Below are 12,800 nucleotides of genomic sequence, written 5' to 3'. Positions count from 1 at the left end.
TCGGAAAGAATAGGAATGAGGAAAGCAAGAAATTCAGTCTTTAGGCGGAAAGCAAGAAAAATTACTCTTTATCATATGGTCGAAAACGAACTTCTTCATCGACAACCTTATCGTGGATAGTATATTTCTCACGATCAATCACTACATTGCGATTAACCTTATCCTCTTCATGAAGCGAATCTGCTTTTTTAATTTTATCCCAATTAAATAATGTCTCCCTCGAAACATCTTCTTCTACCGTTTCCGGAAATGCCAATATTGCTAATTCATGAGAAGGATAAATTGTCACTGGTTGTTGCTTACCGTGTAGCGCAATAATCATCATTGCCTTTGCTACTTGAGAGGCTTCAATGGCTCTAAATCGCTTTAGTGGTCCTATTAACAATGGCTTGGCTAGTTTTAATACCTTTTCTCCTACCTTCTCCCCTAAACGAAATTCATTCCGTTCTCCTACTAAGAGTGAAGGTCGAATAATAGAAAGCTGCTGTAAGCCCAACTCCATTAAATCATGTTCTAGCTTTCCTTTAACTCGGTTATAGTAAAAAGGAGAACTCTCTTTAGCACCCATTGCAGTGATGACAAGAAAATGGGGAATCCCACGCTTCTTCGCCAATGAAGCAATCGCTAAAGGATATTCAAAATCTACCTTTTCGAACACCTTTCGAGAACCTGCCTTTTTTATAGTTGTGCCTAAACAGCAATATAGTTCATGCGCAAATGCTATATCTTGTTCCTCTAACCTATCAAAATCACAAATTTTCACTTCTAGCTTGGGATGCTTAAAAGTTGGTTTTCTTCTCGCGATTACTGTCACGGATACATATTCATCATTTTCACATAATTGCTCTACTAGAGAGGAGCCCGTTAATCCTGTTGCTCCAACTACAATTGCAGCACGCATACCCATATTTCTTCCCTCCTTTCATCATCACCATCTTTGTTATGTATCTTAATAAACTCACTATATATATCGACCACTTTTTTAATGATTAAAAGTTATTTATCGTACCTATAAGATAGCTATTTGAAAGATTTATTTAAAAAGATCATTGATCAAATCCTAAATTTTACACATACTTGCTCTTTCTTCGCCATAATTTAAAGAGACAGAGAAAGGGTGGGATACATTTGCAAAACGAAACGCAAGCAATAGTACCGAAAAAAACGATTGTTTTCATTATTGAAAGCTGTATTGATAAAGGGCTGTATCCTTTTGAACGGGTTTCAACATTAGCTAAACTACTGACGAATGAGAAGGTTTTTATATTTGTAAAAACTCCTTCAAATGACGGGATTCAAATTTTAATGAATGAGGGTCTAACCCCCGTTTTATTTGATCATTTTAATGAACTTCCTAAGCAAATGAAAGGCATTCAGCCAGATTTAATTGTCAGAGATGGCCGCAATTCCGAGGCTTTACAAGTACAGGATTTACGACCTTTCTGCAAAACGATTATTCACTTTGATGATTTTGGTGAAGGTGGTCAAGCCTGTGACTGTGTACTACTAGCACTCTATCACGAGGTAAAAGATTATTTACCGTCTCATTATATTGGCGGGAGCTTTGTTTTTGCACTACCCGAAGACTATCAAAACTTTAGCGATAGACCTGAAAGCAAAACACCTGAAAATCCTCCCCATATCGTTGTAGCTTTTGAAGATGGGGACGAGCATAATTTAACCTATCGTACACTTCGACACTTAACACAGCTCCAAATTCCACTACAAATTACAGTTATGATTGACGACAGCTACCGCCATGCTATAGACGACTTGCAAATGATGGTTTTAAGTCGTCGCAACACAGCCATCCTTCGTGATAAAAACGCACTTCTCAAACTTTTACCAAAAGCAGATGTTATTATTTGCAATGCCAATTATACGCCTTACAAAATTGCCTCTTATGGTGTGCCATGCATTACGCTTGCACAATCGGAGGCAGAGCTATTACATGCTTTCCCAAGAGAACAGAACGGTTTTATTCATCTAGGGCTAGGTCGTAAAATGAAACAATCACAAATACAAAATGCTGTTATGGAGTTTCTTTTACATGAAGCACGCAGTGAACGTGCCGTAAAAAAACAACGCCAGCTCAATCTCGTTAGTAATAATGAAACACTCTTAGAACTACTTTTAGACTTTGCTTATGATCGTCATAATATCGCTTCTACTTAGTGCTACTTCAAAGACGATTATGATACAATATATAAGAAATTTTCACTTTAGCATCTCATCTTATAAAAGTTGGGACTTATGTAAGTTCAAATTTTTTCAGTTCCCGATTGATTTTAATGACTAAGCGGTGGGGGATCAATAAAACCCCCATCGCTTTTTACACGCATTCGCTATACAAATATTCTTAAAAAAGGAGCAACCATCATGCCAACCAAAAATGATTTAGAATATCAAATTAAAGAATTAAAAATGGACTATATCAATTTACAAGGCGATATTGAAAAACTTGAGTCTACAGGACACAACGATCAAGTAGCACAGGCAGAGCAACGTCTTGCAAATATGGAATCGAAGCTTGCAGAGCTGAATAAGCAACTTGCAGAACTATAAAATGTAAACTTGAAAGACAGTTGGAGGAACATATATGGCAATTTTAACAGTAGAAAATTTAGGTCATTCATTCGGAGATCGTACACTTTTTAAAGATGTATCGTTTCGTTTAGTAGAGGGTGATCATATTGGACTCGTTGGGGCAAATGGTGTAGGTAAATCAACTTTAATGGGCATTATCACTGGTCAAACAATTCATGATGAGGGAAAAGTGGAATGGCTCCCTGGTACACATTATGGTTATTTAGATCAACATACAGTACTCACAGCTGGTAGAACGATGCGCGATGTATTGCGTGACGCTTTTCTACCCTTGTATAAAAAAGAAGAGGAACTCAATGAAATTACAGGTAAGATGGCTGAAGCTACACCTGAAGAATTAGAAGTTCTATTAGAGCAAATGGCTGAAGTTCAAGATGCGTTAGATGCAGGTGACTTCTATTCACTCGATATGAAAATTGAAGAAGTTGCGCGCGGGCTTGGGCTCGATGCTATTGGCTTGGAGCGAGATGTGGCTGCTCTTTCTGGTGGTCAACGTACAAAGGTTTTACTAGCTAAGCTGTTATTAGAAAAACCAAAAGTTCTATTATTAGACGAGCCTACAAACTATCTTGATGAAGAACATATTACATGGCTAAAAAACTATTTAAAGAACTATCCATATGCCTTCTTATTAATTTCGCATGATACAGAATTTATGAACGAGACGGTGGATGTCATCTTCCAACTTGAATTTTCAAAGCTAACTCGTTATACAGCAACATACGAAAAATTCTTAGAGCTTGCTGAAATCAATAAGCGTCAGCATATTGACGCGTATGAAAAACAACAAGAATTCATCAAGAAGCAAGAGGATTTTATTGCCAAAAATAAAGCGCGATACTCTACTACTGGCCGTGCTAAATCTCGTGCCAAGCAGCTTGACCGTTTAGAGCGAATTGATCGCCCAGAAACTGCTGTAAAGCCTGAGTTCGGTTTTAAAGAAGCACGTTCATCAAGTCGCTATGTTGTAGAGGCTGAAAATTTGGTGATTGGTTATGATAAGGACAAGCCATTACTTCCCCCACTCACTTTTGCTATTGAACGAGGAGAGAAGATCGCTTTAGTCGGCATGAATGGTGTAGGTAAATCAACATTATTGAAAACAATGCTTGGTAAAATTAATCCTCTAAATGGCAAAGTGATTCGAGGAGATTACCTTTATCCATCTTACTTCGAACAAGAAGTAAAAGCGGAAAAAATCACACCAATTGATGATGTGTGGAATGCCTTCCCTTCAATGGAACAAGCACAAGTACGTGCTGCCTTAGCGAAGGCTGGCTTAAAGACTGATCACATTACACGTCCACTGAATTCATTATCGGGTGGAGAGCAAGCGAAAGTTCGTTTATGTAAATTAATGATGGAAGAGGCAAACTGGCTTCTTTTTGACGAACCAACGAACCATTTAGATGTGGATGCAAAAAATGAATTAAAACGTGCGATGAAAGAATTTAAAGGCACTATTGTAATCGTAAGTCACGAACCTGATTTCTATGAAGGTCTCGCTACGAAGGTCTGGGATGTCCAAGATTGGTTCACATCTGGACAACAAGGATAAATCTAAAAGGGTAGTCTCAAATATCATTTGGGACCACCCTTTTTTCTATTTACGAAAATCCACAAATAATTTTAAGCTTTTATGTATAATTCTGCTCATTTAAACATACTATAATTAGTGGACTGATATTTTTTAGCTTGTCATTTCTCTCCTCTTGGACAAGCCTATGCTTCATGTAGTCCCTACTCAATTTCCCTAAACTTACATCATTGTAAGCTGTGAAAATGAAACTTTTTTATGATGATCTTCGTATATGTTAATATACCTGAAAAAAATCATGGTGTTATAGATATTTTTTTAAATAGCTATTGATTTATATATAGCTTACTATTAAGATATATATAAACAATTTACCTTACTAATAAGATATTTATAAAATATAATCTAAAAAAGAAAGCGAGGAATGAAGAATGACAGTTACAATTTACTCACAAGCGAGCTGTTCTTCATCCAGAAAAGCACTTAAATGGTTAAAAGATCACAATATTGAGTATAAAGAAAAACGTATCACTTCTCATCCACTTACACTTGCAGAGTTTAAAGAAATTTTAAGCATGACTGAAGATGGAACAGATGAAATTATTGCAACAAATTCGAATGATTTTAAAAACTTAAATATCGATATCGACCAACTTTCTATTCAGGAGCTATTTGCTATTATTCAAGCACATCCAAGAATGTTACGTAGCCCTATTTTAATAGATGAAAAACGTATTCAAGTTGGTTACAATGAGATGGACATCCGCCGTTTTATCCCGCGCAAAGTACGTGCTTACGAATTAAATGCGATGACAAGATTGGCACAAGAAAGTTAAAACAGTTTTGGAGATGACCTTCTATGGATCAAGAAAAACAAAAAGCCATTACCTCGTTGTTTGAAGTTGTTTCATCTATTGAGCGTAAGTGGGCGAACGAGTGGAATAATCATAATGCGCTCGGCTTTTCAAAATCCCATATTTTAATTTTAGACTACTTATCGCAGGAGGGCCCGAAACGCCCTTCTGCTATTGCTGAGCGGTTAAAGGTAACGACAGGTGGCGTCACCGTTTTAACAACGAAGCTTATCAATGCTGGCTTTATTGAAAAAACACAGCACGCTACAGATCGACGAGCATCACAGCTCGTTATTACTTCTGAGGGCGAGAGCATCTTAAAAGAGTCTCGCCAACAAGTGAGTGAAATTATCAACAATATGTTTGGAATGCTCACTGCTGAAGAACTGCAAACATTGCGCACTATTTTTTCAAAATGTCTATTGGATGTTGAATCCAATCGTCCAGAATAAAGTCTTAACAACAAAAAGATGCATCGCAATTATATGCGAATGCATCTTTTTTTAGATTAGTCGACTGAATACTTCCGTCTAAGTACGTATGGTGTGCGACCAATCAGCTTTAATCATGCTGGTAGCACAGATTCCACAATGGCCGTATCTGACATAAGCATTTCTTTTAATCGAGCCTTTGCACGGAATAAACGGGATTTCACAGTACCAATGGAAACTTTCATAATCGTAGAAATTTCTGCAAGTGAATATTGGTCTATGTAGAAATACCATAAAGTCTTTCTATAAATGCCATCTAATTGCTCCATTTTATCTTGTACGAGTTTTGTGACAATATCCTTTTCAACCTTTTCTTCTGTCGAAATTTCATTATTGGGAACCAAATCTAATATCGGTACGTCTAATGTTTCAGGTTGGTTCATCATATATTTACTGCGACGAACCTTTTTACGATAGCGATCTCTGAAAGTATTCATTGTAATAGTTGTAAGCCAAGCCTTAATATGCTCTACTTCAGCTACGCTGTCTTCATAGCGCACGACCTTTACCCAAACTTCTTGCATTAAATCTTCAGCCTCTACATTATTGCGAGTTAGTTTTAAACATAAGTGATATATATAACGATTGTATTCCTCGTATACGCCTTCTAATTTTTCATTCATTGTGTATGCCTCCGCTTCTTGTTCTTGCTTCTATACACATTCTCGCAAAATAATGTATTACACTCTATCGTATTGGCTTTCAATTTCATTACAATCGTGTAAGCTTAAACGCTTTTGCTTGTAATATTCGTAAAAAATGTTTTACTACTATATTACTCAGCCTGTAAAACACGGCTCTATAACATTAAACCTCTATTTTGATTGCTATATTTTAAATAATAATTATTATCAGAAAATTAAAAATCTGCCACTTTAACAATGACTTTTAAAGTAAGCAGATATATTTCATATAACGGATTACATATTTATTTCCCTTGGCTAACTTAATAGCCCTAAACGAAAAGCGGAAGCAACGACCTGTGTTCGATTTTTAGCTTTGAGCTTTGTCATTAAACTACTTACATAATCTCTTACCGTATGCTCACTTAGAAATAGTAATCCCCCAATTTTTTTATTGTCATATCCCTCTGCAAGCAAACCTAAAATCATGGACTCCCTTTCTGTTAAGTGAAGTTCTGTATTCTTTTCAACCTTCTCACCCTTACGTGATAAAAATAACCCCAACCGCTTCCCTACCTCTTCAAGTAACAATAACTCATCCTTTGTACAATCAAATTCTTCACCTAGCTGATCAAATGTCAGCCAACCAAATAATTGATCCTGTTGAATAATTGGGATAAATATAATCGACGATAAATTAAATAATTGTATATGTTCTTCCTTCACATAATTTTTGGGGTTTTTTAAATAGATAGGTTTTCTTGAGCCAAGGACTGTATTTTCACCGGTCAGCTCCCCTTTCATGCTTTGAACCTTTGGAAGCTCTGCACCAATAACCCCGTAAAATTGATTGGACCATGGCACATAGGCATAAAATACACATCTTTTATAACTAAAATACTCTTCACATTTCTTTAAGATATAAGCTAAATCCTGATAACCAGAGGAACTGATAAGCAATTTATCAAGTTTATCCAACAATTGCAGCCGTCTCAACTCTTCATTTTCAGGGGTAGTTCTACGACTATTTTTATGATCTACTTCGGCATCACAATAAAGCTGTACTAAAAATGTAAAAATCGATAATACATACATTAGTATGGCATTCATTCGACTAATTTTCTGCTGAATCATAAAAGTGATCAATGATTTCTCTAAAATCAATTGGAATAGAAGAAAGCTTCTCGTATCGATAATGGATAACTGTGATTGAAGCCATGTCTTAAAAAAACTTCTAAAATCATCATGAAGCTCTTCGATATTCGTATGCGTCATTAAACGTAGAAACGAATCCAGTAGCATTGCCACTCTTTCTCGATCGGCTTCAGCAATAGAAGGTTCTAGATTGAGGTAAATATTCGTATTCTCTTCAATTTGTTTACTATGAATTTTGATGAATAACACAAATTCTTGAAGTGTCATTTCTTCAAAGGATTGAAATGAGTGTGTCATAGGAAATTCCTCTCCTTCATACTAAAAGTACCCCTATAAATGGAGGATACTCACTCACTATATTATACAGCATCTTATAGGATAGTATTTCAAATTGAAAGGAGTAAGATGAAGGTATCGCTAAAATAAAGCGAATACTTTTATATCCTAAGGTAACCATATAACTAGAAATAATGGAAGGTGCGTGCTTGAAATGAGATTGGAAAATAAAGTAGCCGTTATTACAGGCGGAGGTACAGGCATCGGGAAAGAAACTGCACTATTATTTGCGAAAGAAGGAGCAAAAATAGTCATTACTGATATAAATGAACAATCTGGGAACGAAACCGTTAGCGATATCCAAGCAATTGGAGGCGAAGCATTATTTGTACGTCATGATGTTAGCAATGAAGACGATTGGAAAAAAGTAGCAGATGAAGCGATTCATACATTTAGTAAAGTTGATATCCTTTTCAACAATGCAGGCATTTATATAATTAAACCACTAGCGGAAATTGAACTTTCTGACTGGAATCGCTTAATGTCCATCAATGTAACTGGTGTTTTCCTTGGTATGAAACATATCATGCCGCTTATGGCTAAACAAAATAAAGGCTCTGTCATTAATGCATCTTCCATTGCAGGCTTAACAGGTGCTGCTGGACATGTTTTATATGGCGCTAGTAAAGGTGCTGTGCGCATTATGACAAAAGATGCAGCAATGGAATATGCCCCATATGGCGTACGCGTAAACTCTATTCACCCTGGCTATATCGATACAGGAATGGCCGATTATGCATCTGCAACAACTGGAAGCTCTAAAGATGAATTAGGAAAAAACTTATTCCCATTAGGACGTTTAGGTTCTGTAAAAGAAGTGGCTCAAACAGTGCTGTTCTTAGCTTCTGATGAATCTTCCTTCTCAACAGGTGCCGAATTTGTTATTGATGGTGGAGCAACAGCAAAATAAATATTAAGGTGGTCATTGACATGAAATTAACAGATAAAGTAGCAATCGTCACAGGTGGCGCTAGCGGTATCGGTGAGGCAACAGTTCGCCTCTTCGCCCAAGAAGGTGCACAAGTAGTCATTGCCGATTTTTCAGAGCGCGGACAAAACATCTCTGAACAATTAAATAACGATGGTTATGATACCCTCTTCGTAAAAACAGATGTAACAAGCGAAGAAGATATTAAAAACATGATAAAGGAAACTATTAATAAATACGGAAAACTTGATATTATGTATGCGAATGCAGGTGTAGCTGACGATGCACCCGCTCACGAGTTATCTTTTGAAAAATGGAAAAGAACCATTGATATTAATTTATCCGGTGTATTTCTTTCTGATAAATATGCCATCGAACAATTCCTTGCGCAAGGCACAGGTGGCGTCATTGTTAATGCTGGCTCTATCCATAGTTTTGTTGCCTTACCAAATCCAACAGCCTATTCATCTGCAAAAGGTGGTGTAAAACTATTAACACAAAACCTTTGCACAGCTTATGCAAAACAAGGCATTCGCGTAAATGCTGTATGTCCTGGCTATATCGACACACCTTTATTAGCTGAAGTAGACGCTCAAAAGAAAGAGTATTTAGCTTCCCTTCATCCACAAGGTCGACTTGGTAAACCAGAAGAGATTGCCAAAGCTGTTTTATTCTTAGCAAGCGATGATGCAAGCTTTGTTAATGGTACAACACTCCTTGTTGATGGAGGCTATACTGCTCACTAATAAAAAATTTACTGGTCTGAATTCGGTATTGTTCCGGAATCAGACTCTTTTTATTTGATTAAAATTCTCCCAGTGCAAATCGGTCTAGATCCTAACAAGAAGCAGTAAGCTTTAAAAGCTGTCGTATTTTATGGTAAAACAATATAAGATTATTTAATTGCAACTCCACATGCAGGTATTTTTTCTATAATATAAATATTAATATATTTTAAAGCTAAAAGAGTTGCTATTACATGAAATGCTTTGTACTTTTATTACATCAGTTATTATGAAATTGAGGGGTGTTTTACAATGAGTTTAAATGATTGGCTAAATGAAAAGGTCCCAGAAATTACAAGTTCATTAAGTGATATTAACCGACAGTATGTTGATATTGAAAATTCAATTGGCTTTGTTGGGCGCAATCAAATTTATAAAATCTTAGATAATTTTCATGAAGTACTGTTCCCAGGTATTCATACTGCTCCGCCGATCGATACTACACGCGTCAATATTGTAAGTAGTAATAAACTGCGTGAAACGGCATTGGATTTACGTGATATTATCGAAAAAGTTTTAATTTACAATTTGGAGTACAACAGCAATCTTGAAAACTGTACTTGTCAAGCGGATGCAGATCGTATTGTGATGGATTTAATTTCACAATTCCCAAAAATTCGTAAAATCTTGCAAACAGATATTCAGGCAGCGTACAACGGAGATCCTGCTGCCCTTTCTACAGAAGAAATTTTACTAAGTTATCCATCAATTGTTGCGGTATACATTCACCGTATTGCACATGAATTATATGAAGTGGGCGTACCAATTGTCCCACGTATTATGTCTGAATATGCACATAGTTTAACAGGAATCGATATTCACCCAGGAGCGACAATTGGTGAATCCTTCTTTATCGATCACGGCACAGGTGTCGTAATCGGTGAGACATGTATAATCGGCAATAATGTTAAAATATACCAAAGTGTAACATTAGGGGCATTAAGCTTCCCTCTTGATGAAAATGGCAATCCAATTAAAGGAATTAAACGTCATCCGAATATTGAAGATAATGTTGTTATTTATGCAGGTGCAACCATTTTAGGTGGCGAAACGACAATTGGTCACGATTCGGTGCTAGGCAGTAACATTTGGCTAATGAATTCAATACCACCATATTCCCGTGTGTACAACTCACCACCAACACCTAACATCAGTAGTAGTAAATCGAAAAATGTTTAATACACACACTCTTTAAGTAAGATAAAAATTGCCCTCACTTATAGACGACTATCGAAAGACACTGTAAAGAATTTTTTTACAGTGTCTTTCATTTTTCCCTACATATATTCGTCCGTTACAAGCTAAAGACATTCAAACACAACCATTGGCCTTGTTATAAAAATAGTTGATGTCCTCCTATTAGAGCTTATTTATTTATAAACCCATGTTAATACTTTCTAGTTTTGATATGCTATACTATTTCTATTATCGAAATATATTAGAAAGAGGGATGCTAGATGACTAATTTACAGCAAATTGATGCTTATTTTGCTGAACATCGTGAGGCTCATTTAAACGAATTGAAAGAATTTTTACAAATTCCAAGTATTAGTTCTTTATCTGAGCATAAGGAAGATATCCAGCATGCTGCACAATGGCTTGCTAATGCATTTGAAAAATTAAATCTTGAGAATATCTCAATTACACAAACTGCAGGTCACCCAGTTGTCTATGCCGATTGGTTACATGCAGAAGGCAAACCAACTGTATTATTTTATGGTCACTACGATGTACAACCTGTTGATCCCCTAAATTTATGGGAGAGTGAACCGTTCAATCCTACCATTCGTGACAATAAATTATTCGCTCGTGGTGCTAGTGATGATAAAGGGCAAGTATTTATGCACTTAAAAATGATTGAAGCTTTATTTGCAACAACAGGAACTTTACCTGTGAACGTTAAATTTATTTATGAAGGTGAAGAAGAAATCGGTAGTCCGCATCTACCTTCCTTTGTTGAGGAATATAAAGAAAAATTAGCGTCGGATCTCATTTTAATTTCTGATACTGGACTTTATGGCCCTGGTAAACCTGCAGTATGCTATGGCTTACGTGGTTTAGCAGGCATTCAAATTGATGTGCGTGGAGCTAAAGGAGATTTACACTCAGGTCTCTATGGTGGAGGCGTGCAAAATGCCATCCACGCATTAGCTGAAATATTAGCATCCTTCCGTGACGAGCATGGCACCATTCAAGTGGAAGGTTTCTACGATAATGTATTACCTTTAACAGAGGAAGAACGTGAAGCTTATCGTGCGCTTGGTTTTGATGAGGAGTCAGTAAAACAAGAGGTCGGTGTAAAAGAACTATTTGGTGAGCAAGGGTTTACCTACCTTGAACGTACTTGGGCTCGTCCAACATTAGAGGTTAATGGGGTCTTTGGTGGTTTCTCGGGAGAAGGCATCAAAACGGTATTACCTGCTGAAGCAGGCGCTAAAATTACATGCCGTCTCGTTCCAAATCAAGAGCCGGACGAAATCGTTGCGCTATTAAAAGCCCACGTTGAAAAGCATAAACCTGCTGGAGTGGAAATTAACATTTCGGAGTTCGATAAAGGCCCTGCATTCTTAACACCATTTGATCATCCATTCATTCAGGCAGCTGGACGTTCTTATGAAAAGGTTTATCGTGTACCTACTGCTTACACACGTGGTGGAGGTTCTATCCCTATCGTGGCTGCATTTGATGAAATTTTAGAAATTCCTGTAGTATTAATGGGCTTCGGTTTATCTAGTGAAAACTTCCATGCACCTAATGAGCATTTCCATTTAGAAAACTTTGATAAAGGTTTACGCGTTTTAAGTGATTATTTATATGAAGTTTCGGAATTACAAAAATAATTTTCTATTCCATAACAAATCCCCTCACCTACTTCAGTGAGGGGATTTTCTTTGCTTTTTAGGCGATTACTCGCCAAAAACTGTCACTATTTCAGCCGATTTTTTACGATCTTTCCCTTTTGGTACTTCATCAAAATAACCGACTTGTAGCATTGCAATAACACGTTCACCAGGCTGTACCTTTAAGGCTTCGCGGAACTTCGGATTATCTAAAAAGCCTGGTGTTTTCCAGCAAGAGCCTATCCCTCTATCCCATGCTAACAGTTGCATATTTTGAATAAAGATACTTGCTGCTCCGTAATCCTCTAAACGTTCTTTTTGACGTGCATCCTCCGGTACGATAACAAAGGCATAGCCGCCGGGTAACGTAAATTTCAACATCTGCTTCGCCAAGTCTTCACTTAAAAGCTCTTGCCATTTTGGAATCGTCAGGTCGCGTAATAAATGATGTAGATTTTCTAATTCCTTACCACAGGCTACTACTAAACGCCAAGGCTCACGGTTACCGTGGTTGGGTGCCCAAACTGCATCGTCGATAATGGCCAATAAATCATCACGATCTACAGGCTGACCATTAAATTTTTTAATGGAACGACGTTGAATAATTGCATCTCTAACCGATAAAAATTGTTCGCTCATATATC

The 12,800-nt window shown here is 36.9% G+C and carries 13 protein-coding genes; 9 read left to right on the top strand and 4 right to left on the bottom strand.

What is annotated here, in order from left to right; all coding sequences use genetic code 11:
* Nucleotides 1–61 precede the first annotated feature (61 nt).
* Entirely contained in the window at nucleotides 62–907 is an 846-nt protein-coding gene (locus tag MKY80_RS02065; RefSeq protein WP_089985963.1) for an oxidoreductase, read from the bottom strand.
* A 221-nt stretch (nucleotides 908–1,128) separates the two neighbouring features.
* On the opposite strand from MKY80_RS02065, the gene MKY80_RS02060 reads away from it, so the two are divergent.
* The 5 genes from MKY80_RS02060 to MKY80_RS02040 all read left to right on the top strand — a co-directional run bounded on the left by MKY80_RS02060 (nucleotide 1,129) and on the right by MKY80_RS02040 (nucleotide 5,450).
* Entirely contained in the window at nucleotides 1,129–2,175 is a 1,047-nt protein-coding gene (locus MKY80_RS02060; RefSeq protein ID WP_008176144.1) for a hypothetical protein, read from the top strand.
* A 204-nt stretch (nucleotides 2,176–2,379) separates the two neighbouring features.
* Nucleotides 2,380–2,565 carry an SE1832 family protein gene (locus MKY80_RS02055; protein WP_008176146.1) on the top strand — a complete coding sequence of 62 codons (186 nt, stop codon included), beginning with the start codon at nucleotides 2,380–2,382 and terminating at the stop codon, nucleotides 2,563–2,565.
* Nucleotides 2,566–2,599: 34 nt separating this feature from the next.
* Entirely contained in the window at nucleotides 2,600–4,165 is a 1,566-nt protein-coding gene (locus MKY80_RS02050; protein ID WP_008176147.1) for an ABC-F family ATP-binding cassette domain-containing protein, read from the top strand.
* A gap of 410 nt (nucleotides 4,166–4,575) precedes the next feature.
* A complete protein-coding gene (gene spx / locus MKY80_RS02045) occupies nucleotides 4,576–4,980 on the top strand; it encodes a transcriptional regulator Spx (RefSeq protein WP_008176149.1) in 405 nt (134 codons plus the stop codon).
* Nucleotides 4,981–5,003: 23 nt separating this feature from the next.
* Nucleotides 5,004–5,450 carry a MarR family transcriptional regulator gene (locus MKY80_RS02040; RefSeq protein WP_008176151.1) on the top strand — a complete coding sequence of 149 codons (447 nt, stop codon included), beginning with the start codon at nucleotides 5,004–5,006 and terminating at the stop codon, nucleotides 5,448–5,450.
* Between the two features lie 113 nt (nucleotides 5,451–5,563).
* Here the strand turns inward: MKY80_RS02040 and MKY80_RS02035 are convergent, their stop codons facing one another.
* Both MKY80_RS02035 and MKY80_RS02030 read right to left on the bottom strand, forming a co-directional pair.
* The gene (locus tag MKY80_RS02035) at nucleotides 5,564–6,112 is read right to left on the bottom strand and encodes an RNA polymerase sigma factor (RefSeq protein WP_008176154.1); all 549 of its coding nucleotides are present in this window, start codon (nucleotides 6,110–6,112) and stop codon (nucleotides 5,564–5,566) included.
* A 318-nt stretch (nucleotides 6,113–6,430) separates the two neighbouring features.
* On the bottom strand, nucleotides 6,431–7,564 hold the full coding sequence (locus MKY80_RS02030; RefSeq protein WP_089985962.1) for a LuxR C-terminal-related transcriptional regulator: 1,134 nt from the start codon (nucleotides 7,562–7,564) through the stop codon (nucleotides 6,431–6,433).
* 193 nt (nucleotides 7,565–7,757) lie between these two features.
* On the opposite strand from MKY80_RS02030, the gene MKY80_RS02025 reads away from it, so the two are divergent.
* The 4 genes from MKY80_RS02025 to MKY80_RS02010 all read left to right on the top strand — a co-directional run bounded on the left by MKY80_RS02025 (nucleotide 7,758) and on the right by MKY80_RS02010 (nucleotide 12,156).
* Complete coding sequence (locus tag MKY80_RS02025) at nucleotides 7,758–8,513, top strand: glucose 1-dehydrogenase (protein ID WP_089985961.1); 756 nt, start codon at nucleotides 7,758–7,760, stop codon at nucleotides 8,511–8,513.
* Nucleotides 8,514–8,533: 20 nt separating this feature from the next.
* Nucleotides 8,534–9,277 carry a glucose 1-dehydrogenase gene (locus tag MKY80_RS02020; RefSeq protein ID WP_036222705.1) on the top strand — a complete coding sequence of 248 codons (744 nt, stop codon included), beginning with the start codon at nucleotides 8,534–8,536 and terminating at the stop codon, nucleotides 9,275–9,277.
* Between the two features lie 291 nt (nucleotides 9,278–9,568).
* The gene (epsC, locus tag MKY80_RS02015) at nucleotides 9,569–10,495 is read left to right on the top strand and encodes a serine O-acetyltransferase EpsC (protein ID WP_008176160.1); all 927 of its coding nucleotides are present in this window, start codon (nucleotides 9,569–9,571) and stop codon (nucleotides 10,493–10,495) included.
* A 278-nt stretch (nucleotides 10,496–10,773) separates the two neighbouring features.
* A complete protein-coding gene (locus MKY80_RS02010; RefSeq protein ID WP_089985960.1) occupies nucleotides 10,774–12,156 on the top strand; it encodes a dipeptidase in 1,383 nt (460 codons plus the stop codon).
* A gap of 66 nt (nucleotides 12,157–12,222) precedes the next feature.
* Here the strand turns inward: MKY80_RS02010 and MKY80_RS02005 are convergent, their stop codons facing one another.
* On the bottom strand, nucleotides 12,223–12,795 hold the full coding sequence (locus MKY80_RS02005; protein ID WP_008176164.1) for a nitroreductase: 573 nt from the start codon (nucleotides 12,793–12,795) through the stop codon (nucleotides 12,223–12,225).
* Nucleotides 12,796–12,800: the final 5 nt, after the last annotated feature.

It is taken from the genome of Lysinibacillus sp. FSL R5-0849 (genome assembly GCF_038595075.1).
Classification (GTDB): Bacteria; Bacillota; Bacilli; order Bacillales_A; family Planococcaceae; genus Lysinibacillus; species Lysinibacillus fusiformis.
The sequence above is the reverse complement of the archived record's forward strand: the minus strand, read 5'-3'. Positions and strand labels throughout refer to the sequence as shown.